This window comes from Photobacterium sp., from assembly GCF_057456235.1.
Map to the genome: position 1 here is coordinate 293,560 of NZ_JBVCPH010000001.1, position 24,101 is coordinate 317,660.

At 45.6% G+C, this 24,101-nt stretch carries 17 protein-coding genes and 1 pseudogene; 10 read left to right on the forward strand and 8 right to left on the reverse strand.

Annotation, left to right across the window (positions count from 1 at the left end; genetic code table 11):
- Positions 1 to 15 precede the first annotated feature (15 nt).
- From AC2204_RS01255 to AC2204_RS01265, 3 genes are all read left to right on the forward strand, one after another.
- Positions 16 to 885 carry a LysR family transcriptional regulator gene (locus tag AC2204_RS01255; RefSeq protein WP_318923529.1) on the forward strand — a complete coding sequence of 290 codons (870 nt, stop codon included), beginning with the start codon at positions 16 to 18 and terminating at the stop codon, positions 883 to 885.
- A 335-nt stretch (positions 886 to 1,220) separates the two neighbouring features.
- Positions 1,221 to 2,576, forward strand: coding sequence for an anaerobic C4-dicarboxylate transporter DcuC (dcuC, locus tag AC2204_RS01260; protein ID WP_318923531.1), 1,356 nt, complete (start codon positions 1,221 to 1,223; stop codon positions 2,574 to 2,576).
- Positions 2,577 to 3,022: 446 nt separating this feature from the next.
- Positions 3,023 to 4,498 (forward strand): peptide MFS transporter, encoded by a 1,476-nt coding sequence (locus AC2204_RS01265; protein ID WP_318923533.1) that lies wholly within the window; start codon positions 3,023 to 3,025, stop codon positions 4,496 to 4,498.
- Positions 4,499 to 4,629: 131 nt separating this feature from the next.
- Here the strand turns inward: AC2204_RS01265 and AC2204_RS01270 are convergent, their stop codons facing one another.
- Positions 4,630 to 5,097 (reverse strand): hypothetical protein, encoded by a 468-nt coding sequence (locus AC2204_RS01270; RefSeq protein WP_318923534.1) that lies wholly within the window; start codon positions 5,095 to 5,097, stop codon positions 4,630 to 4,632.
- Positions 5,098 to 5,407: 310 nt separating this feature from the next.
- Here AC2204_RS01270 and AC2204_RS01275 point away from each other — a divergent pair, with 310 nt between their 5' ends.
- Positions 5,408 to 7,774: a YgiQ family radical SAM protein gene (locus AC2204_RS01275; protein ID WP_318923536.1), complete on the forward strand. Its 2,367-nt coding sequence runs from the start codon at positions 5,408 to 5,410 to the stop codon at positions 7,772 to 7,774.
- Between the two features lie 73 nt (positions 7,775 to 7,847).
- Here the strand turns inward: AC2204_RS01275 and AC2204_RS01280 are convergent, their stop codons facing one another.
- Both AC2204_RS01280 and AC2204_RS01285 read right to left on the reverse strand, forming a co-directional pair.
- Positions 7,848 to 8,003: a hypothetical protein gene (locus AC2204_RS01280; protein ID WP_318923537.1), complete on the reverse strand. Its 156-nt coding sequence runs from the start codon at positions 8,001 to 8,003 to the stop codon at positions 7,848 to 7,850.
- A gap of 127 nt (positions 8,004 to 8,130) precedes the next feature.
- Positions 8,131 to 8,877, reverse strand: a complete 747-nt coding sequence (locus AC2204_RS01285) for a YggN family protein (protein ID WP_318923538.1) — start codon at positions 8,875 to 8,877, stop codon at positions 8,131 to 8,133.
- Positions 8,878 to 9,046: 169 nt separating this feature from the next.
- On the opposite strand from AC2204_RS01285, the gene AC2204_RS01290 reads away from it, so the two are divergent.
- Complete coding sequence (locus tag AC2204_RS01290; protein WP_318923539.1) at positions 9,047 to 9,526, forward strand: LabA-like NYN domain-containing protein; 480 nt, start codon at positions 9,047 to 9,049, stop codon at positions 9,524 to 9,526.
- 95 nt (positions 9,527 to 9,621) lie between these two features.
- On the opposite strand, the gene AC2204_RS01295 is transcribed toward AC2204_RS01290, so the two are convergent.
- Complete coding sequence (locus AC2204_RS01295) at positions 9,622 to 10,308, reverse strand: cation efflux transmembrane domain-containing protein (protein WP_318923540.1); 687 nt, start codon at positions 10,306 to 10,308, stop codon at positions 9,622 to 9,624.
- 190 nt (positions 10,309 to 10,498) lie between these two features.
- Between AC2204_RS01295 and AC2204_RS01300 the strand changes: the two genes are divergently transcribed.
- On the forward strand, positions 10,499 to 11,383 hold the full coding sequence (locus AC2204_RS01300; protein WP_318923542.1) for a LysR family transcriptional regulator: 885 nt from the start codon (positions 10,499 to 10,501) through the stop codon (positions 11,381 to 11,383).
- Between the two features lie 156 nt (positions 11,384 to 11,539).
- Here the strand turns inward: AC2204_RS01300 and ydiJ are convergent, their stop codons facing one another.
- The 3 genes from ydiJ to AC2204_RS01315 form a co-directional block, all read right to left on the reverse strand.
- The gene (ydiJ, locus tag AC2204_RS01305) at positions 11,540 to 14,611 is read right to left on the reverse strand and encodes a D-2-hydroxyglutarate dehydrogenase YdiJ (RefSeq protein ID WP_318923544.1); all 3,072 of its coding nucleotides are present in this window, start codon (positions 14,609 to 14,611) and stop codon (positions 11,540 to 11,542) included.
- A gap of 767 nt (positions 14,612 to 15,378) precedes the next feature.
- Positions 15,379 to 15,999, reverse strand: a complete 621-nt coding sequence (locus AC2204_RS01310; protein ID WP_318923545.1) for a DsbA family protein — start codon at positions 15,997 to 15,999, stop codon at positions 15,379 to 15,381.
- A complete protein-coding gene (locus AC2204_RS01315) occupies positions 15,993 to 16,856 on the reverse strand; it encodes an MBL fold metallo-hydrolase (RefSeq protein ID WP_318923547.1) in 864 nt (287 codons plus the stop codon). The genes AC2204_RS01310 and AC2204_RS01315 overlap by 7 nt, the downstream gene beginning before the upstream one ends.
- Positions 16,857 to 16,986: 130 nt before the next feature.
- Here AC2204_RS01315 and AC2204_RS01320 point away from each other — a divergent pair, with 130 nt between their 5' ends.
- From AC2204_RS01320 to AC2204_RS01335, 4 genes and pseudogenes are all read left to right on the forward strand, one after another.
- Positions 16,987 to 17,874: a LysR family transcriptional regulator gene (locus AC2204_RS01320; protein ID WP_318923548.1), complete on the forward strand. Its 888-nt coding sequence runs from the start codon at positions 16,987 to 16,989 to the stop codon at positions 17,872 to 17,874.
- Between the two features lie 389 nt (positions 17,875 to 18,263).
- The gene (locus AC2204_RS01325; RefSeq protein WP_318923549.1) at positions 18,264 to 19,364 is read left to right on the forward strand and encodes a NapC/NirT family cytochrome c; all 1,101 of its coding nucleotides are present in this window, start codon (positions 18,264 to 18,266) and stop codon (positions 19,362 to 19,364) included.
- Between the two features lie 30 nt (positions 19,365 to 19,394).
- The gene (locus AC2204_RS01330; protein WP_318923550.1) at positions 19,395 to 21,842 is read left to right on the forward strand and encodes a molybdopterin guanine dinucleotide-containing S/N-oxide reductase; all 2,448 of its coding nucleotides are present in this window, start codon (positions 19,395 to 19,397) and stop codon (positions 21,840 to 21,842) included.
- A 137-nt stretch (positions 21,843 to 21,979) separates the two neighbouring features.
- Positions 21,980 to 22,461: pseudogene (locus AC2204_RS01335) on the forward strand (IS1595 family transposase); the annotation flags it as partial.
- A 187-nt stretch (positions 22,462 to 22,648) separates the two neighbouring features.
- Here the strand turns inward: AC2204_RS01335 and AC2204_RS01340 are convergent.
- Positions 22,649 to 23,881, reverse strand: a complete 1,233-nt coding sequence (locus AC2204_RS01340; protein WP_318923552.1) for a saccharopine dehydrogenase family protein — start codon at positions 23,879 to 23,881, stop codon at positions 22,649 to 22,651.
- Positions 23,882 to 24,101: the final 220 nt, after the last annotated feature.

The following is a 24,101-nucleotide window of genomic DNA, read 5'->3' on the forward strand; positions in this document are numbered from 1 at the left end:
TTTAAGGTTATAGCTATGGATACTCGCCAATTAACCTATTTCGTCACCCTTGCTGAAACGGCAAACTTCACTCGGGCAGCAGAGCGATTACACATAGCTCAACCCGCCTTAAGTGTTGCAATTAAGAAATTTGAACAGCAACTGGGTTTACTTCTGTTCCATCGCACTGATCGCAAAGTTACGCTGACCCACGAAGGTGAGGTCTTACTCGTGCATGCCCGATGCATATTGCAGCAAATTAACGATGCAAATATTGCCATGGATGAATTGAAAGGATTGGAAAGAGGCGAGGTGCGGTTAGGGGTCCCCAGTATGCTGGGCTCATACTTTTTCCCGGAAATATTAATGGGATTTAAAAGTCAGTATCCCAACCTTAAATTAACCATCGTCGAAGCAGGCACCCAATCAATTCGTAAAATGTTACTGGACGGCGAGCTTGATTTAGGTGTAATCCATAACGTCGATGTGCCAGACAGGCTAGAAACTGAACACCTTATTACTTCGCAAATGGTTGCCGTCGTGGGTGAAGAGCATGAATTAGCCTCACAGTCGCTAATTCATTTCGAAGACTTCTTTAAAGAAGAGCTGGTCATGTTCAAGCCAGGCTATTTCCACCGCGAATTTATTGATCACATCTGCCACACCCATCACTTTACCCCTCAAATAGCCTTTGAAACTAACCTTCTGCCAATGATCCTCAATATTATCAGGCATAATTTCGCGGTCTCTGCTCTCTTAGAACTGGTGACTGAACATGAGACAGGGTTAATTCCCATCCCCTTCGCTGAGCCTGTCTATCTTAATATCGCCATGGCCTGGCGCAAAAATGGTTACCTGTCGCTCGCCGATCGCGCCTTCATGGCATTTGTGAAGAAACATTGCTGATTGATAATCATATTTACATTTAATTATGAAATGCTCTTCCCTTGATTAACATCCTTCTTATCTTATATGGCGTTAGCTGTCATTTGTTTGATTAACAACCAGAAGTAACGATTTCGTTAATTTTTTACAGTTGGCGCGGCAATACTTTTCATTAATGTAGCACTTAATTAACACGCCATAGAAAACCCTGCTTTAGATCATAAGTTAAGTTGATAGCTATCGTATGCTTATATTTTATTAGGTAAATTGCCTAGTCATAATATGTAAGAAAACATTTTGTAAGGTATGGATTTCTTGCATTTTCTGTTTTATTTGTACTTTAAAAGGATATTTTCATGTCGGAGTTATTAATTGGCCTTCTCGTTGCGGGAGGCGTAGGCCGCTACATCTTCAAAGGATACACGGCAACTGGAGTGCTATTAACTGGCGGTATTATCTTGCTCGCTATCACAGCAGTATTAGGTAAGGACGTACTGCCATCTGGCGTAACATCGACAGGAAACGCAGCGACTGACGTTTTCGAATACATTAAGTACCTGTTAATGTATCGTACCGGCGGCCTGGGCATGATGATCATGGTGCTTTGCGGCTTCGCAGCTTATATGACAAAAATTGGTGCCAACGACATGGTCGTGAAAATGGCATCTAAACCATTACGTTTTATTAAATCCCCTTATGTCTTGATGGTCGCGACTTATTTTGTTGCATGCCTGATGTCACTGGCTGTCGCATCTGCAACCGGATTGGGAGTACTTCTCATGGCGACGCTGTTCCCACTCATGGTCAACATGGGGATCAGTCGTGGTGCTGCGGCCGCCATCTGCGCATCACCTGCCGCGCTCATTCTTTCTCCTACTTCCGGTGATGTAATTATCGCAGCAGAAGCCTCTGGTATGGAACTGATTGATTTTGCGTTCAGAACAACACTACCGATCTCCGTACTCGCTATCATTGGTATGGCTGCAGCGCATTTTTTCTGGCAGCGTTACCTCGATGATAAAGAAGGTGTAATCCATGAAAAGCTTGACGTAAGTGAACTGACCGTTGATGCCCCTAAGTTCTTCTGCATCCTGCCATTCACGCCTATCATCGGCGTTTTATTATTCAGCGGAAAATTCCTGCCTGAACTGCATATTGTCACTATTTTGGTTATCTGTATGTTCCTGGCAGCCATTATCGAACTTATCCGCCACCGCAATTCAATAGTGGTGTTTGACGGTCTGGACGCGGCGTATAAAGGGATGGCTGAGGCGTTCTCTAGCGTGGTTATGCTATTAATTGCTGCCGGTGTTTTTGCACAAGGCCTAAAATCTGTTGGCTTCATCGACAATCTGCTACACCTTGCTGAAGCTGCAGGTGCGGGCGGTATTGTTCTCATGATTCTACTGGTTGCTATTACGGCGGTTGCAGCAATCACTACGGGTTCTGGTAATGCACCGTTCTATGCTTTCGTCGAATTGATCCCAAGCCTTGCTGCAAAGATGGGAATTAACCCAGCCTATCTGGTTATTCCAATGCTTCAGGCATCAAACCTTGGCCGTACTGTTTCTCCAGTCTCTGGCGTGGTGGTCGCGTGTTCAGGCATGGCGAAGCTCTCTCCGTTTGAAGTCGCGAAGCGCACTTCTGTTCCTGTGATTGTGGGTATTGTCATTGTTATTGTGGCAACCCAAATCATGGTGCCAATGACATAATCGGTATTATTTAAATAAGCCTTTGATTTAAACATACTTCTGTTTCAAAAAGTTCTAAGCCCGCTGATGCGGGCTTTTTTCTACATTCAACTTGCAGGCTACGCACAGAGCATTAGCCGATAACTGAAAGGTTTCCTTTTTACAGGCATATCACCACTGTACAGTTCCCCCTTGCCACTATTCGATTATAAAAAGTAATCATAACTTTGCCGCAGCGCCATCAAATATAGCTAAAAAAACGACAATGGCACCAATATTACGCATAACCGCCAGAAATAGGATAATAAAAACTCACCCCTATGATTAGATAATCTAACGTGTTGTGTTCGTTTTTTGCGACAAAGAGCTCGAGTTAAGCGGATTTATTAATGTTAATATCAACACGCACTTACAAACACTTACACTTTTTTTATTTACTTTCCTTCCATAAACAAAGAGAGCTAGTTATGTGGAATCGACTTAATAAATCAATGATGGTTTGCCAAATGATGTTTGGCTTATCGTTTTATGGCGTGATGGTAATTTTGACAAGGTTCTTCCTGGAAGACCTTGGGTATAGCGAAGCGGATACCATGATGGTGGTTGGTGCTTTCTCATCGATAGGGCCTCTTTTCGCTATTGCAGGCGGATTCATCGCCGATAAGTTCTTGGGGGCATACCGCTCTCTCACTATCAGCTATTGTGGCTTCGCAATCGGATATACCTTATTGGTGCTTGGTGCCTCTACAACAAATATCTCATTGAGCCTTGTTGGTATCGCGCTGGCCAGTTACTCTCGCGGCCTGATGTCTCCTTCCTATCCAAGCCTGTTTAAGCGTACGTTTTCTAATGAAGAAGACTTCGAGAATGGCTACCCGGTCAACTACTCCGTGAATAATATCGGCGCACTCTTTGGACAATACCTGTTCCCGATGTTCGTTCTGGTTGTTGGATTTAATGGCAGCTTCACCTTGTCGGCATCAATGGCATTCATCGCCTTCATCATTCTGTTTATTTCTCGCAAACCGTTGCTAACCGTCGGCGCTGATATTGATCAACAGCCTGTCAGCCCTAAAAACTGGGCCGCCTTTATCGGCATTTCTATTTCGATGATCGGACTCGTCTTTTTCATGTTCTCCAACATGGATATCGGCCAGAACATTGTCTATGCGATCGGCGCTGCTGCCATCGGATACTTTATTTCATTAATGCTTAAAGCCAAGAAGGCCGATGCACTTAAGATGGGCACCATTCTCATCATGACGGCTCTGACTACCGCCTTCTTCGTATACTACGGGCAGATGATGACGTCGATGACCATGGTAACAATTAACACTATGCGTGGTGATCTGTTCGGATTTATTCCTATTGCCCCAGAAGCTTCAATGGCCATGAATCCATTGTGGTGTATCTTGGGTGGGCCATTAATTGCGATGACATTTTCTTCGCTTGAGAAGCGCAATATCAACTTCTCAACAGCGACTAAAGTAGGCTTTTCATTCATCCTAACCGCTATTGCGTTCGGTATCCTTACCGCTGCCGTTATGAGCATTGGACCAGATGTGATAATTCGTCCTGAAGTATTCCTGGCCATTCACTTCTTCCAGGCACTTGCTGAAGTGATTGTCGGTAGTATGGTTGTCGCCTTCATTCTGTCCGTCGCTCCTAAGCACATTGAGAACTTCTCTGTGAGCCTGTTCTCGGTCGCGATTGCTCTTAGTGGCATTGTTGGTGCCGTATTCTCTACCTCAATCGCGCTAGAGAAAGGCCAGGAGATCACTCAAGAAATCGTGCAAACCGTATATGGCGGCTACTTCAGCACACTAACAATACTGGCTGTTGTGATGGTAGCCGTGGCATTACTGGCCTCTCGCGTTATCCGCGTAATGCTTAAGAGCAGCGAAGAATCACAAGACATGGTGCCTGCACAAGCTGAAGGGTAATCTACCGGCAGCAACCTCGTTGAATTTGAAGTAATAACATTAATTTGGCCTCCTTTTTGGAGGCCTTTTATTTTAAAGCAATAAAATTACCGGACACTATTTTTAATCAGGCGCAATATACCCAAACCACGTCAAGACAATGATTCAGGTAAATGCAACTCACCGCCCGTATGCTCTGCACGTTTCTTGGCGGCAAATCGGTGAGCCGCTATCTCTGCCTTTTCGAGGGTTCTCCATCGCTTTGGCCCAAACCATTTTGTCGTTTCAACAAGATCGTCGTCATACCATCTCACAACGAACGAGGTGTACCCAACAATGGATCCGTCAGGCTGATGATTATGCTGAACAACGGGTTTGACGGTTACCGAGTGGCTCAAACTGCGCATCCGGCGCAACTTACCCTCCTTTATCATTAACCATCGCGTTAATCCCCATATTTCAACCCCCACCTTGTTAACCCATTTGCTTGCAGCATCATAAGGTGATGAATAATTTGATGAAGAGAAGTAGCAAGTTTTGTAGCCTTCATTTTTGTCAACGCATGGCACGCGACCATAAAAAGCATGGACCGCGTTTTTATCTGGAATTACACCATACATAACTCCTCCTCCCCCATTTGAACACACTCACACACCACATCGAACATACCTTAAGAGTATATTGTCATTATACTCAAGATGGTTAATTGCACGTCATTAACGCCGCTACCCGTGCAATAAAATCCTACAGAATTGGTAATTTATGGTGGAGGAGGAAGAAGAATGAACTAAAGCGTTAACCATAATAGAAATCAACCCGCGATCGATTCAGATAACAGCCTTGCTTAAAAATCACTGAATTCTCGCTGAACTCTGCATTTTGAAGTAATTTGAGTATATAATCCCCGCCTCCAAAGACAGAGGTCAGCACATGCACACGAAAGTAACACCAATCAATAGCTATCCAAAGTACTGGGCGGAATGCTACGGAACAGCACCCTTCTTGCCGACGACCCGTGCAGAAATGGATGCTCTCGGCTGGGATAGCTGTGACATTATTATTGTTACTGGTGATGCTTATGTCGACCACCCGAGTTTTGGGATGGCCGTCATCGGGCGCTTACTGGAATCACAAGGGTTCCGCGTAGGAATAATTGCCCAGCCAAAATGGGATAACAAAGACGCTTTCATGGCGCTGGGACAGCCTAACCTGTTCTTTGGTATCACCGCCGGTAACATGGACTCAATGATCAACCGCTACACCGCAGACCGCAAACTTCGCCACGATGATGCATACACACCGAACAACGAAGGCGGCAAACGTCCTGACCGTGCGGTACTTGTCTATTCTCAGCGCTGTCGTGAAGCATATAAAGAAACGCCTATCGTATTGGGGGGGATTGAAGCCAGCCTTCGCCGCTTAAGCCATTACGACTACTGGTCAGATAAAGTGCGTCGCTCGGTAATTTTTGATGCCAAAGCAGATATTCTGCTGTTCGGCAATGCGGAGCGTGCTTTGGTAGAAGTCGCGCATCGCCTTGCAAATGGCGAAACACTTGAAGAAATGAAGCGTATCCCTGGCACCGCCGTCATGTTGAAAGAAGCGCCTGAAGGTTTACGTGAAATAGATTCATCTCGTATCGAAAAGCCCGGCAAAGCCATGCCGATGCTCAATCCGTATGCGACAGAATCCGTCTGTGAAACGAATAAAACAGAAGAGCAACCGGTGGCTCAACCCATCACCATCACGCCTTCTCGCCACGATCCTAAAAATAGTTTTGTTCGTCTGCCGTCATATGAAAAGCTGCGTAACGACCGTATCTTGTATGCGCATGCCAGCCGCGTGATGCACCTTGAAGCCAACCCATATTCCGCGCGCGCACTGATTCAAAAACATGGCGATCGTGAATTATGGGTCAATACCCCGCCGATCCCGCTGACGACCGAAGAGATGGACTACGTATTTGGCCTTCCTTATGCGCGAGTCCCACACCCTTCATACGGCAAAGCAAAGATTCCGGCTTATGACATGATCAAGACTTCGGTCAACATCATGCGCGGCTGTTTTGGTGGTTGTTCATTCTGTTCAATTACCGAACATGAAGGCCGTATTATTCAAAACCGCTCTCAAGAATCCATCATTGAAGAGCTAAAAGATATCCGCGATAAAGTACCGGGCTTCACGGGTACGATTTCAGATCTCGGTGGCCCAACGGCAAATATGTATCGCTTGGGTTGTTCAGATCCGCGCGCGGAAGCAAACTGCCGTCGCCCGTCTTGTATTTTCCCTGAGATCTGTAAAAAGCTCGATACCGATCATAGGCACACGATCGATCTTTATCGTAACGCCCGTAAGGTTGATGGGATCAAGAAGATACTGATTGCCTCTGGCGTACGTTATGACTTAGCGGTTGAATCGCCAGAATACGTGCGTGAGCTAGTAACGCATCATGTTGGCGGCTACCTGAAGATTGCCCCTGAGCATACCGAGAAAGGCACGCTTGATCTGATGATGAAGCCAGGCATGGGAACCTATGATCGCTTTAAAAACATGTTTGAGAAATACAGTAAGGATGCCGGTAAGAAACAATACCTGATCCCTTACTTCATTTCGGCACACCCGGGCTCGACCAATGAAGACATGTTGAATCTGGCGCTTTGGCTGAAGAAAAACGAATTTGAATGTGATCAGGTTCAGAACTTCTATCCATCACCGATGTGTAATGCTACGTCGATGTATCACTCTGAAACGAACCCGCTAAAGCGGGTTAAATACAAAAAACGTGAAGACTTGTTTGTCGCAAAAGGTGAACGTCAACGCCGCGTTCATAAGGCCCTTCTGCGCTATCATGATCCGGCTAACTGGCCAATTATTCGTGATGCCTTGATCGATATGGGGAAAAAGCACCTTATCGGTGACAAACCAAACTGTCTGGTGCCAGAGGAAGGCTGCGAAGCCGAAATAACACCGGCTCAACGCCGTGGCTCTGGCCGACATGGTGCTAAACGCTTTGCGACCAAGCACCCTAACCAGCCGGATATTCGAAAAGACGGCAAACGCCCTGCTGCTGGCAGTTCGGGTAGCAATACCCCTAATGGTCACAAGCCTAAATCAGGCGGCAAACCAGGCGCCAAGTCAGAGAACCGTAATGGTGCCGGTGAAAATGCAAACCGCGGTGGCAGTAATAATAAAGGGGGCAGTAATAACGGTAACCGCCCTAGCCGCCCAGGTAAGCCCGCATCGACCCGTCAAGGTCAAGGTGGACAACCTAACCGCAGCCGCGTGAAAGCACGCTAGCCGTTTAGTCGTAATAACTCTCAACAATGCCTCCTCGCTGGAGGCATTTTTATATCCGTAAGATCAAGCTACTTCAACGAAACAATTCAAAGGCCATTAGCAGCAGCACGGCTGCGCCGAAAGCAATAGCAAAACCTATGAATACTGTTTTCTGTACTTTCTCGTCTAAATACTTCGTCGCTAAAAAGCCGAATGCTAATAGCAGAAAAATAACCGCAATCTTTAGCATAATAGTTTCATCTCAAACATCCGATATATAGATTTTACCATGATCCAAAAATGACGCCTTGCATAAGGCGTCATATATTACATAACGGAACATTCAACCAATTTGCTTGAGGCAACTAGCCAAATTATTAGATTTCAAACATCTGATAATCTTTTAGTTCAGGAATCGCTTTATGCAGCTGTTGTTCCTCTTCGGCCAAGCCTTTAATGGAATCACACAGGTCATTTGCCTTGGTTGCAATTTCACCAGAACGCGATTGAATACGCTCTTCAATTCGCAGTTTTAATTCAGCAAATTTATTCTGCAGCTCAGTGAAACTAATCTCACCGTTTTTCATTTCGTCAGAGAGCGCAGCAAATAAACCCGACATTGATTCTACACTGACATGCTTCATCGCTTCTTCAAACTCGGCTTTCCAACTTAAATCCACATCTGCAAACATATCCGCCGGCATCACAAATTCGCCATCCTGATAAAACTTCTCCTGGGCTTTTTTACCGTATTCGTCAATCAAAGATTCAACCTTGGCAAACGACTCTTTTGAATCAAAACTCGATGACACTTCTTCCAGAACATCCGTCGCAATACCGACACCGTCATTAGCGATATCTGCCATTTTCGGCAGGTATTCCTGTACGCCATTGCTATAGGCTTCAACTGCTTGACGCTGCATGGCGTTAAGATCTAACTGCTTGCCATTGATGAAAATATTGTTATTTTCATCAATCATCATTTTAGGCTGACCACGTTGGTAAACAGATACCTGACCTTCATTAATATGAATATCGTTTTGGACGTCAACCGGACAACTTTGTGCAAAGACGGATGCAGAACTTAACAGTAATCCGCCAATCAGGATTTTTTTCATCAACATATCTCGTATATCCAGCCAAAAACAGACTATGACTCACTTTATATAAAAAACCTAATAATACCAAGTGGTCTCAAGATGCTCGTTTCAGCAAGACATCACTTGAATTATTTCACGTTTCAAGGCAACCTGCTTATCAGCCTATGCTTATTGATCTAATATCAGGATTCTTGTGGAAAAAGTCGCTATTTTTGTCGATGTTCAAAACATCTATTACACAGTGAAAGATACTTACCATTGTAATTTTGATTACAATGCTTTTTGGGCTGAAGCAACACAGGGCCGGGAAGTTGTTGCGGCCTATGCCTATGCCATTCATCGTGGTGATGAAAAGCAGCGACAATTCCAGAATATTCTGCGCGGTATCGGCTTTGACGTAAAGCTCAAGCCCTTCATCCAGCGCAGTGACGGCTCAGCGAAGGGGGACTGGGATGTCGGGATCACATTAGATGTCATTGAGCATGCGCCTGACGTTGACCGTATTATCCTGCTTTCCGGTGATGGCGACTTCGATCTGCTGGTGGAAAAAGTACAGTCAAAGTATGGCGTCAGTGTGGAAGTTTATGGTGTACCCGGGCTAACGGCAACCTCGCTGATTAACACTGCCCAGTATTTCCGTGAAATAGAAGGCACCCTGTTACTGGGGCGTTAGGTTGAGTACCCAGAAAGGCCCGGCATTTTGGTATCGCATCGGGCCTGCTGATTTGATTTAATCGGACTGAGTTGCGGATGACGTCAATTAAAAATTTATCCCTTCGCGATGATATTGTTTACAGGCTCACGTTGCTGAATCACCAGTAACTCACGAAGGCCTTCAAACATCATTTTCAATGGTACGATGACAAAATAAATAGAGGCAATCACAACCATTACCGGATCGGCATAAACCGCATAGGCGCTGAATTCCGAGATAGCTAACAGCTTTGCCACGGCAAAACCTACCAGCACCGCCCCGCTGATCACTGCATCCATCAGCCACTGTTTGACTTCTGCATCAACCAGCCTTGATTGTGCTTTTTTACCCAGCGACGACATGAACCAATAATTCGCAAAACAACCCACCACGTTGATAACACCGAAGATCAAAGCCAAACCGGTATTAATATCTCGACCGCCATGATGAATGGCCATTACAGCCGAACTGAACGACACGCAACACATCATAGTGATAACCAGACCTTTAAAGGCGATTACCATCGGCTCAACCCTGGCAAGTTTATCCGGATCACGATTCGCAACTGGCTTACGAATATAGGCCACCGCCGCCAGGGAGACCAGTGTCAAAACCAGGCTGACCAGGGAATAAGCACCATCAAACACAATAACCAATGACCCCATCCAGAGCCCAAGGCCTATCCCCATCAGAGAAAACAACAGCGATGATACGGTCGAACACTGAAGCAGCCTTCGTTCAAGCTGCACATTACACGTCATAATTACCTCTAGTAACCGACGACTTTTTCGTCTTTTTTATCGTTAGGTTTTTATTTCATTTGAGAACGATTCAATCGTACCGCGATAAATTTCAATGCTACAATCTCTCAGCGCTCAATTTTTCGTCGCTAAAGTCTCGCCTATCAATGATTGACTAAGATGCTGTACATTCATCATCAGGATTATGCTTGTGAAAACCAGTCAGGTTGAAATGTTTCTCCATACCAGTTACACCGGCTCTATTGCCGAAGCGGCACGCAAGCTAAACAAAAGCCGTACCACCGTCAGTGCAGCATTAAGTACGCTGGAAGATGATTTAGGCGTTAAGCTCTTAACCCGTACAGGCAACCGGGTCAAACTGACGGAAATAGGAGAAGCGGTTGCCAATGATTGTGAACGGCTAATCATGATTGCCAACGACATCCAGACCAAGTGCACTCAACATCTCAATGGTGTTGAGTCCGCCCTGCGTATTGCCCGTGACGATGCTCTGCCCGAATCGCTGTGGCGGTCATTACTGCAACAACTGAACACCCGCTTTCCCAACACCAGTTTTTCCGTCTACGTCGCACCGCCACCAGAACTTGAAGATATGGTGGCACAGAACGTTGTGGATGTTGCCTACGGCCTGCTGCCCCGTCACCACAAGATCCCTCGGGTTCTGCAACTCGACTTAGGGCAAATTCGAATGATGTCTGTTGCCCACAAAAATCATCCGCTCAGCCAGTTACGCAAAGTGAACAGTTCTGACTTAGAGCGTTATACCGAAATCGCCCTGGCATATATTGATGAAGAAGGTCTTAAGCCTGTTGATCCGAAATCCTCCAATTACATTGCCCTGACGTTCTATGAGCATTTGAGAAATGCCGTACTCGACGGTACCGGATGGTCTGATGTACCGGCACTGCTAATCAATGATCATTTGCGAGAGGGAACAATTAAAGTCATAAAGCACAATAAAGCGATGACCTGGCAACCCTATGGAGAAATGGTAGAAAGTGAATCGCGCCGTGGCGCAGTGATCCAATGGCTCTCAGATCAATTAGAAAACTATTTACTGGAGGTGACCGATTAGCCGAGGAGCACGGCGTTGTGGCGCGGGGGCATATCCTCTGTGGTCTGTTGTTACGTGGTCTGCAGGTCTTGTTTTTCGCCGGTTAAGCTGCGGGAGATTCTGTCACTTCCTTTGTATTAAAAAAGCCCCGGAGGTTCCAACCGGGGCTTTTTATTATCACAATGCAGAGCTGCTGATGATTCGCAGTAGCACCTGAACAGGGTGCTTCATTTTAATGTGCTCGAGGCGTTTCACCTGGCTGCGGCATGAATACCCTGTAGCCATACAGCGATCAGGGTTAAGCTGCTCGATATTTGGTTTCCAGCTTAAGTCATAAACCGCTTTCGACATTTCAACCTTATCTTTCTCATGACCAAAAGTACCGGCCATACCACAACAGCCGACCGACACCGGTTTTAAAGCAGAACCAAATCGGTTGAAGATAACCATCCACTCTTGTTCAGCATTGGGCATTTTGGTTTTTTCCGTGCAATGGGCAAACAGATACCATTCGTCACCTTCTCGCTGAGGGTAAGATGGAAGCTCCGCCAGTAATGGCGTTAACCACTCATGGGCTGTCATTACATGGAAGTCACCGCGAGTCTCTTCAAGTACTTCTGCGTATTCATCGCGATAGCACAGTACCAGTGCCGGATCGACCCCCACCAGCGGTATGTTCAGTGCCGCTAACTGATTCAGAAAATCTGCGGTATTACGGGCTGTTTTGGCAAACTGGCGTAAGAACCCTTTAATATGCTGCGCTTTACCATTTGGTTTAAACGGTACCAGCATGGGCTTTTTACCCAGTTTCTCGGCCAGAGACACAAAATCACGCACGACTTCAGCATCATAGAAACTGGTGAAAGGGTCCTGAACAATCAGAACGTAATTCTGGCGTTCCCGGTCAGACAGCGCCTGCAACCACTGCAGATCAAATCGCGTTGCATGGTGTCCATCCAGACTTTCCATCAACGTCGGCACCGACAATGTAGGCGTATCAACATAGCCGACCGTTTTTTCGGTCAGCGTCTTCAGCCATGGCGAACGTATTACGGCATTGAAGGTTGCAGGGGCTTTGCCCATTAGCGGTAAATAGCTTTCCACATAAGCGACCAGATAGTCCTTTGCCGGACGCTGATAGCGGCTGTAATAGATATTCATAAAGCGTGAACGGAAGCTGGGAACATCCACCTTAATCGGGCACTGGCTGGCGCACGCTTTACAGGCGAGACATCCGTTCATCGCTTCCATTACTTCGTGCGAATAGTCATAATCATTTTTACCCCGACCGTAGGTGTTTTTCAGGCGATCGATGATCTGTTTAACCGTCGGCGTCGACGTCAGCAGTTTGTGCTCAAGTTCATCGGCATTAATGCCCTGCTCTGCCAGCTGGCGGAGCCATTCACGTACCAATCCGGCACGTCCTTTCGGTGAGTGACGACGATCTGCCGTAATTTTCATCGACGGGCACATTGGCGAGCTGGTGTCATAGTTAAAGCACAAGCCATTGCCGTTACATTCCATCGCCAACTTAAAGCTGTCGCGAGTCGTTACGGGGATCTGGCGATCGTAAAAACCGCGCTTAACCCCATCGACCTTAACCAGCTCATCGTCGCTGTCGAGCGGTGTACAGATTTTTCCCGGATTCATCCGGTTATCCGGATCGAAAGCCCCCTTAATGCGACGAAGTTCCGTGAACAGCTCATCGCCAAAGAAAGCCGGGCCATATTCTGAGCGAAAACCTTTCCCGTGCTCCCCCCACATTAAACCGCCATACTTTGCGACCAGACCAACCACCTGATCAGAGATTTCTTTCATTATCCGTTCTTGCTGCGCATCGCACATATCCAGAGCCGGACGAACATGCAGCACGCCGGCATCAACATGGCCGAACATGCCATAATCAAGCTGTTTTTCATCTAACAACTGGCGAAACTCGGCAATATAATCGGCCAGATGTTCAGGCGGAACACAGGTATCTTCCGCAAAAGCGATGGGTTTTTTACTGCCTTGCACAGCACCTAGCAGGCCGACGGCCTTTTTCCGCATAGCGTAAATTTTCTGAATACTGGCCAGATCCTCACAGATCTGATAACCAATGATACCGTCAGCCTCTCGGGTAACTAGCGCATCCAGCCTTTCGCACAATGCTGCTACGTTCTGCTGGTTTTCATCCGGGTCATTACTGGCAAATTCCACCATATTAATGCCCAGCATCTCTTTGCCTGGTATATCCGTCAGCAGATCACTCACCGTATTCCAGACGATGTCTTGCTTGGCAAAATTTAATACCCGCGAATCAACGGTTTCTACCGACAATGCCTTTGCTTCAACCATCATAGGTGCACTACGCAGGGCTGAATCAAAGCTGTCATATTTGATATTAACCAATGCCCGCGATTTAGGGATTGGGGTGATATTCAACTTGGCTTCGGCGATAAACGCCAGTGAACCTTCCGAACCGCATAATAAACGCGCAATATCAAACATCTTCAGCTCATCATCAAAGACATTTTTCAGATCATAACCGGTCAGGAAACGGTTCAATGGCGGAAATTTGTCGACAATTTGCTGCCGTTTATCGCGGCACACTTTCGCTGCGGTTCGAATGGCGGTACCAGCCTGACTCTGACTCGAGGCGGCGTTATCCAGTCCGTCGTTGTCTAAAGGCTCGGTATCGAGTACTGAACCGTCAACCAATACTGCTTTCAATGCCAGAACGTGATCGGAAGTTTTACCGTACTTTAGGGAGCCCTGTCCCGAGGCATCGGTATTGATCATGCCACCGATGGTTGCACGGTTACTGGTTGAGAGATCTGGCGAGAAAAAGAACCCATAAGGCCGAAGCGCATCATTAAGCTGATCTTTAATCACACCCGTTTGTACTCTGACCCAGCCCTGCTGGGCATTCACTTCCAGAATCTGATTCATGTGACGGGAAAGATCAACCACCACCCCAGAGGTCAATGACTGACCATTGGTGCCCGTACCTCCACCTCGTGGCGAAAAGGTTACTTTCTTATAAGCTTCTTTCTGGCCAAGTTGACCGATAAGAGCTAAGTCATCAGCGGAACGAGGAAGAATAACGGCTTGTGGCAATAGTTGGTACACACTATTGTCGGTCGCTACAGCCAGGCGACTGGCATAACTTTTTTCAATATCACCAGTAAATCCGGCCGATTCTAACTCGTTGAGGTAAGACAGTACGACATCGTCGATACTGCTCTGATATGTCAGTGCGGGTAACATTGCTCTCCTTCTCCAGTATCGCTGCCGTATCCTACGACGACTGGCCTCATGCTATGAAATAAGTGGGTTGCAGCCACTTTACATCAGACCGTAACTGAAACAAAGCAGTTGGTTAGGTGATGATGGCAGATATGAGCGAGTTACAGGTGTGGGATAAGTGGAATGCTTAACTGGGTGATACGACCATAGCGTTTATGTCTTTTGCACTGACATTCAGTGTGAACAGCACAATTTGAGCACATTGGGAAATAAGCATACCGACAATCCGCAAGCTGAAATCAGGTCATTATCAGGCAGTCGTCCGAATAAAGGTCGCTAAGACTGAGTACAAGACATTCAGACATAATAGCCGTGCATCTACGTGGGCGTTGAAGCGAGAAGAAGAACTTCAGAGGTATATTCTTAATCTGGGGATGATACGGCATGGCATCGGCTCACCGTTGCTGATGCCGTAACCATTTATATTAATGAATACAACCAGTTCAAAAAACTCGTTTTTGCCCATTCTAATTTCACGAGATTTTAGTCTGATAGATCTCGTTTTGAGTTTTACTTATATTTTCTCATTCCAAGCTGAGAGAAGATGATGCGCACTATATCCAAAAAGCAATCATTTATAGCCGTTTACGAAAAACTCTTAAGGTACATGACTATTCAATTTAAAAAGTTCGTAACATGTTTGGAGGGAGAGCATGATTACGAACTTTAGGGAAGGAGCACCTGTTTACATGGCGCTTTTTACTCCGATAAATCAACACGGGAGAACGTTAGGTTAGGCTTTCCAAAAAAGTGTGCCATTTTTCTCCTTGGCCATAATATTTCGTATGAGGCAATCTGATAAACTGATCATTATCTTCGAGGAACAGTGTCGGATAACCTTGTACCTTTAATCGAGTCATCAATTGATGACTGTTATCGACCGCAGCGTGTTCCAAGCTTTCCTCCGTTTGCATTTTCTCATTCCATAATGCTTGATCTAATCCTAATTGAGTGGCTATCTCTTCTAACGTCGTTCGTTTATTTACCGATTTTCCGTCAACGTAATGCGCTTTTTGTATCGCCTTTAGCATTAGAAACGGGTCCATTCCTAAAGAATCTGCAACAAGAATTGCCCGAATAGGAAGGTAAGAATCCAAAACAAACTCATCAGTACTGGTTACGCGTTCAAGATAAACTTGTCCAAATCTCGCCCCAGTCAGCTCGCTGATCGCGGTGTCATTTTTCAAAATATGATCACGGAAAGTCGGTTCAACTACGCAGCTGGAAATCATTCCTCCCGGATGAAGTTTCAACGTTAAGTGATGACTTTTGGCGATAGCTTCGATAAGAGTGGTTGCGCCATAACACCACCCGCACATTGGGTCATAGAAGTAGTGAACAGTTACCATTTCATCTCTCCCATGTGAACTTTAGCGCCAATGATTAAATTCATTGACTCGGGATCTCCATATTTTTTAGACAATGTTCCAATCAGTTGCTCACTGTTTTCACTGCTGGTTTTTGCTTGGCTGAAGTCTTTAAGATACTGCTGAGAATAACGAATCGTTTCAACGTTTAAGGCCGTGCCTGATTTCATATGTCCCGGGATCACCAACTCGGGCTGTAAAGCTTGCATCTCATTAAGCTGCTCACTCCATGCCTTTTGGCTTTGATCGGTTTGGGCATCTGCCGTCCAAAGGTGCAAGTTGCCAAATACGGCTACGTTACCCAATACCGTTTTACTCGAAGGAACCCATAAATATGGGCGGTGTGCTAAAACGCCGCTTGTACCCCTAATTTCTATTTTGTGCCCTTCCAAAGTAAGAGAGGTCGCCGTTATCGCATGAGGGACGTAAGGCTTAATGGGAGCATTGTCACCCATGCGTGGCGCCCACACTTTAAGTTTTGTTAGCAACTTTTGCTCAATCACTGTTTTTACTGCGGGGGTAGTAACAATTTGTGCGTCTGGAAATAGCGAATGAAGTACTTCAGCACCAAAGTAGTAATCTGGGTCAGCTTGGCTAATAAAAATGGTTTTTAACTCTTTACCGGTATCCAGTACTTTCGCGGCAATGCGGAGGGCATCGGCTTTAGTAAACCCTGTATCGATCAACATGACTTCCTTTTCGCCTTCTATTAGCGTTGAGTTAACATGGAAGCTGTTTCCGTCGGCGTTATAAACATCAAACGTCAGTGGTGTTTGCTCTGTGGCAAAAGCACTGCCCGCAAAAAGGATAGAAGCCGCTAATAAAGTCATCTTTTTCATAATTATTTCCGTTTATTGGTTTATTTAACTAAAAGGGTTGTTGGTTTCAACGAACGTAATCATAAAAGATTGACTTAAGCTAAAAAACACACCAAATTGATCAATATTATTTCTTAATTCGTGCAAGTGAATGGATAGATTAATCGCTGCAAAAGTGTTTGTTGATGTCGCTCAATCGGGCAGTTTTACTGCGACGGCCGAGAGATTAGAGATGTCCCGGCCAATGGTCACTCGTTATATTGAAGCCATGGAAAAGTGGTTGAATAGCCGTTTATTGCACCGGACCACCCGTAGGGTAACGCTCACAAGTGCCGGAGATCGGTGTTTGAAAGAGGTTGAAGCATGGCTAGAACAGGCGGATCGTTTAATTGTATTGAGTGATTCCACTGAAGAGTTATCTGGCATGGTGCGGATAGCGACCAGTATGTCATTTGGTTTTTCACAACTTGTACCTGCGCTTCAAAGCTTTATGTCTATGCACCCTAAAGTACATATCGATATAGACTTACAAGATTCGGTCGCCGACCTGACTGAAAGACAAATTGATCTCGCTATCCGAATTGCTTCTAATCCAGAACCCTCTTTGATTGGTAAACCTATTACAGTGTGTGAGTCAGTACTGGTTGCTTCTCCTAGCTATTTAGCAAGTAGAGATGAAATCTTAAAGCCGACAGATCTCATGGGACATAAGTGCCTGGGCTATAAGAACTTTCAACGGCACATATGGCACCTAACCAATGGTGAACAACAAGAGTCAGTGGATGTGGATTGCAAGCTTACCGCCAATGAAGCCACGACGTTACTCCATGCCTGCCTTATGGGAGGCGGTGTTGCTGTTCAGCCAACCTACCTAGCGAACAAATACATTAAAGATGGCACATTGCGACCAGTTCTTGCTGAGTGGAAGCCCGCCGAGCTCACTATATATGCTCTCTACTCCTCCAGAAAGCACCTATCCCCTACCGTCAGAGCATTAATTGACTATTTTCAGGAACATTTTAGAGACAATCCTTGGTAAGACTTTAGCTCTTAGAGAGCAACTGGTGCAACTGGTAAAAAAGGAGTAAAACGCAAAATATAATCAGTAGCATTTGATCTGCTCCAGTATCGCTGCCGTATCCTACGACGACTGGCCTCATGCTATGAAATAAGTAGGTTGAAGCCACTTTACATCAGACCGTAACTGAAACAAAACAGTTGGTTAGGTGAGATTTTCCCAAAAAAGCACGTTACGGGCAAGGGATAGGCGGAATGCCTAACGGGGTGATTCGACTATGGCGTTTATTCATAATGCACTGACGTGCACTAATACAAGCTTCATTAGGTGACATTAGTCACTATTGTTATAACTATAAAGAGGTATTCTTCATGAGAATATAAAACACACCATAGGGTATATAAAGTTCGATGAACATGAAAAAAAGAACCTTTGTGCTAATAGCATTGATTGGTGCAGTTGTTGGTGCTGCCGCACTAGGTGGCTCTGCCTACATAATGAAAGCCACCTCAAGCACTGAGTTTTGTCTTTCTTGTCACACAATGCAAATCCCTCAGGAGGAGTACGAAAGTTCAATTCACTTTTCCAATGCTAAAGGTATCCGCGCTGAATGTGCTGACTGTCATATTCCATCAGAGCCTCTGGACTACATACTTACAAAAATCCGAGCAACAAAAGATATTTATCACGAATTTGTCACTGGTAAGATTGATTCTGAAGAAAAATATGAAAAGCAGCGCTTAGCGATGGCGGAAACAGTTTGGGGTCATATGCGTAAAAATGACTCAGCACCTTGCCGTTCTTGTCACGAATTCGAGGCAATGGACACTTATGAGCAGTCAGAGAATACTGTAAAAATGCACGAATACGGACAAGACAATAACTTAACTTGTATTGATTGCCACAAAGGCGTAGCGCACTTTGCTCCTGTTGCTGAACTAGATAGTGAGGCATTCGAAAATCTACTATCTCACACTGAAACCACGCCAGAAAATGCAAAAGAAGTGTACACCGTTGAAGGGGCTGAAATGGGGGAACTTGGTCACATCAACCCTGTTGTTCACCTAGAAGTGATCAGGGCCAATGACAACGAGCGTCAGGTAAAACTTTCTGGTTTCCAAATGAAAGGCGCTGAACAAGTGCTTTACATGGGAGAAGGCAAACGCTCCATTATCGCCACACTTTCAGACAAAGGCCAAGCGGCGCTTAAAGTAGGTAAATTCATTACTGATGAATACGGTAACGAATGGCGAAGCGCCGATCTAACTGCCACTATTGACGCACCAGTAACAGCAAGCGCAGACCCTATTTGGGAATATGCAGAGCAACTTGATAACGTCTACTGCTCGGCTTGTCACGCTAAGATCCCGGCTGGTCACTTTACTGTGAACGCTTGGGGCCCGGTTGCCAAAGGTATGGGTGACCGTACTGATATTTCTGAGCTAGATCTTGAAATCTTGACGAAGTACTTCCAGAACCATGCTAAAGACATGGGTGGTTCAGCTCACTAATAACGTTTAATAAGTCTAAAGGAATTAACAATGACGAATATTTCACGACGTGGTTTTATAAAAGGCACAGGGATAGCTGCCGGTGCTCTAGCCATAACTTCTATTATGCCAATGCAAGCAACAGCAAAAACAAAAGGTGAAGGTGTCTTAACTGCTTCTCGTATGGGCCCACTATACGCAATAGTGAAAGAGGGCAAACTTGTTTCAACTGAAGGGGCATTGCCAAAAACGGTTCCTAACAGCCTGCAACTTACCGGCCCAGATCAGGTTCATACAAAGGCACGTATCAAATACCCAATGGTACGTAAAAGCTACCTAGAGAACCCACAAAACCCTGCTCGCCGCCGCGGTGACGATGAATACGTTCGCGTGTCTTGGGATGATGCCTTAAAGCTAGTTCACGAACAACACATGCGCATCCGTGGTGAATATGGTGATGAATCTGTATTTGCTGGCGCTTATGGCTGGCGTTCATCAGGCGTATTACACAAAGGCCGAGAGCTATTACGCCGTTACATGTCAATGGCTGGTGGTTACACAAGTCACCTAGGTGACTACTCAACGGGTGCATCTCAGGTGATTATGCCGCACGTGATGGGTTCTATCGAAGTGTATGAACAGCAAACTACCCACCCTGTTGTACTTGAAAACTCTGATGTTGTTGTGCTTTGGGGAATGAATCCAATGAACACGCTGAAGATCGCTTGGACTTCAAATGAAAACTCAGGTATCGAGTTCTTCCATCAGCTGAAAAAAGCGGGCAAAACTATCATCTGTATCGACCCAATGCGCTCAGAAACTATTGAGTTCTTTGGCGATACTGCCCAGTGGATTGCACCGCACCCATTTACTGATACAGCAATGATGATGGGTATTGCTCACTCGCTAATATCTCAAAACAAGAACGATAAAGCGTTCCTAGATAAGTACACTGTTGGCTACGACAAGTTTGAAGAGTACCTACTTGGTAAGAGTGATGGTGTTGAGAAAACACCTGCATGGGCTGAATCGATCTGTGGCGTTCCAGCTAAACAAATGGAGCTACTAGCTGACATCTTTAGTAAAAACCGCACAATGCTAATGTCTGGTTGGTCTATGCAGCGTCAGCAATACGGTGAGCAGCGTCACTGGATGTTAGCAACACTGGCTGCAATGCTCGGTCAAATCGGCCTGCCGGGTGGTGGTTTTGGTTTATCTTACCACTATTCAAACGGTGGTAACCCAACTCGAGACGGCGGCGTTCTACCTGCTATGGGTGCAACTGTCGGTAAATCTGGCAAGTCTGGTGCTCGCTCTGCTTCTAAAGAAGCAGTTAATGCACTTCCTGTTGCACGTATTGTTGAAGCGATTGAAAACCCTGGCATGAAGTACATGCACAATGGTCATGAGCTAACCTTCCCTAACCTGAAGATGGTTTGGTGGACTGGCGGCGGTAACTTTACTCACCACCAAGACACGAACCGTCAGATTGAGGCGTGGCAAAAACTGGAGCTTTCTGTTGTCTCTGAAATCTACTGGACAGCTGCAGCAAAACACGCTGACGTGGTATTCCCTATCACGACCTCATTTGAGCGTAACGATATGACCATGACTGGTGACTACTCAAACGCGCACTTAGTGCCAATGCCTAAAGTGGTTGAGCCTCAGTTTGAAGCTCGTAGCGACTTTGAAGTGTTTGCACAAATGTCTGAACTTCTTATGCCGGGTAAAGGCCGTGCCATCTTCACAGAAGATAAAGAAGAAATGGACTGGCTGAAATACTTCTATGATGAAGCAGCAAAAGGGGCGAAACGTGCTCGTGTTCGTATGCCTAAGTTTGGTAAATTCTGGGAGCTCAATGAGCTTATCGAAATGAAACCTAACAAGAAGAATGCTAAGTTTGTCCGTCACGAGCAATTCCGCAAAGATCCTGTGATGAATCCTCTGGGAACACCAAGTGGTAAAATTGAAATCTACTCAAAAACTATCAAAGGCTATGGTCTAAAAGACTGTCCAGCACACCCAACTTGGATGGCTCCTGACGAGTGGATTGGTGGGGCGAAGAAGGATGAGTTAACGCTGATCACATCGCATTCAGCACATCGCCTACATAGCCAATTCAACTATGCGAAACTTCGTGAAGAGTATGCTGTGGCTAACCGTGAGCCAATAACCATCAGCATAGAAGATGCAAAAGCACGGGGCATAAAGAACGGCGATCTTGTTCGTGCATATAACGACCGTGGTCAAATCCTAGTCGGTGCAGTGGTCACAGATGGTATCAAACCGGGTACTGTATGTGTTCACGAAGGTGCATGGCCAGATTTAGACAAAGTAACAGGTCTATGTAAGAACGGTGGCCCCAACGTACTAACGCGTGATATTCCCACTTCTCGCTTATCAAACGGTTGTGCGGCTAACTCTTCTGTTGTTCGCATTGAGAAATACGAAGGCCCAGTACTTGAATTAACAGCGTTCGATCCACCAAAGAACGCTTAATTCTCGCTTTTCATTGACTTAAACTTAAGCCCAGCGTTGCTGGGCTTTAGACTGATGGCAGAGATCAGGCTATAAAACTAGGCCTTTGATCTAATAGAGGGAGCGAAATATGGATATCCCGGTGTGCTTCAAGTGTTCGAGGACGCGGTGCTAAGGGAAACGTCCTTTTGTTGCCGCTGTCTCTATGAATAAAGAAAGTCATCCAATAAGAATGCGTTTCTACGTAGTTAAAGGCTTAAAAAAAGAAGAACTTACTCTCTGGGCAAAAGCTCATCTATACCCTAAATCACTGGTTATATCTAATTGCCTTGCTTGTTTTCGTGGTATTGAAGATTCAGAAAGTTTTCACCATTCAATAGTGACCGGCGGGGGTGCTGATTGTGTAGAGTTGCCATATTTAAAATGGGTTAACACATTGATAATCAAGGTAAAAAATGCAATGCGCGGAACATATTATTCAATCAACAAAAAGCACCTGCCGCGCTATCTGTCAGAGTTCTGTTTTAAGTTTAATAGGCGGTTTAATTTAGAGAAGATGATTGAACAGTTAATATTTTCAAGTATTCAAACGGCACCGATGGCTCAACGTCTTCTCAAGTTAGCTGAGGCTCGATGGTAATCAAAAATTCCTTTGTACAGGCTGACCATCACGATAACGGCATGACCAAAATAGTCTTTTTGAATCGACCAACCTTATTTAATTTCACCTCGCATTTTTTACTCTCGTACATACTCCCGCCAGCGCATCAAAGTTGACTTGGAGCAGTATTCGAATCCGCAAACATTAAGCAGGTGAATATCTGTTTCTAATCCAACACTTTAAACGTGAGCCCGGCATGGGACGTTAATCGCTTTATCAGTTTTTTCCCCATCAATGAAGCCGGGGTCCAAAACCCACCTGGGTACTGTTCTTTTTCCAGATCAAACGCCAGACACTCTGCAGCCTGGGTTAATATTTTTGAGGTAGAGCCATAACCAGGATCCCGATCACCAGTGATCTCAACGGTTAATTGACGGCCAGAGTCCGTACGACCAAAAAACTGAAGTTGATAAGAACCGTCCAGTTGTTCTTGCGCAGACGGGCCTTGACCGGGTTTGGGTAACACAAATTTCTGCAACAACCAACGCGAAGGAGCCAGTAATATTCCCAACCATAGTCCGGCTAAACCCAGGACCATCATTTTTGCCCTGCGGCGCCCTTTTTTACCCTTGCCAGTCACTATAGCTTCATTGTAATAAAACGGCTGGCCGTAAGCATCATTCAGCAGTGAATTGGTTCTGAAGACGACACGGGTATTGATACCGGCCATAATAAACGGGGCAGACCAGGCATCTGCCTGCGAATCAAATTCTACGCTTCGTAAATCCTTTTGCCGTTCCTTCGGCCGCTTAAGTTCATCCACCAGCAGGTAAGGATTTTTAAACGGCTTTCTCAAATCAGGTTGCTGCTTCAATACCTTGGCAACATTGATCATACTGGCAATAGTGCCACCGGAAAGCATCCCCTTCATTTTTGTCACTCGCATATCAATATGACTGCAAGGCTCAGACCACCGCTGCAGTGCTTGATCCTGCAGAAAAAAAACGCCCAGGTCTGAGGGAATAGAATCGAAACCACAGCAATGAACAATACGGGCACCGCTGGCCTTCGCTTGTTCGCCGTAGCTGTCTATCATGCGCTTGATAAACTGAACTTCACCCGTCAGATCGCAGTAATCCGTTCCAGTTTCAGCGCAGGCTTTTACTAATAATTCACCATACAGATCGAAAGGACCTACCGTAGTAGCAACAACCCGGGTTTGCTGGCACAGGTTCTTGATACTTTGTTCATCGGCAGAATCAGCCAGGATAATAGGAATATTTTCTGCTGAACCGCCTAATTGGCGGCGTAATTTTCCCAGTTTTTTCAGATCACGGCCAGCAATAGCCCAGTTAACCTGACTATTTTTACCAAAACGATCCGACATATGATGAGCGGTGATCTGACCGACAAAACTGGTAGCGCCAAACAATACAATATCAAAAGCTCGGGTAAACATTAGAAATTCCTTTTCTACACATTAAAGGCCCGGTAATCATGAGTATAGAGGTCTGAACAACACTTTACAGCAGCTCAGAGAAAGCGCGTCGGTACTCAAGCTCCCAGGCATGAATCACCCCATCTGACGGTCACTGAGGCCGATGCTATTACCGTTACCTCGCCACAAAGAGAAATAGCAGATATGTTACTAATATGGCTACAATTTTAACCGACAGTAC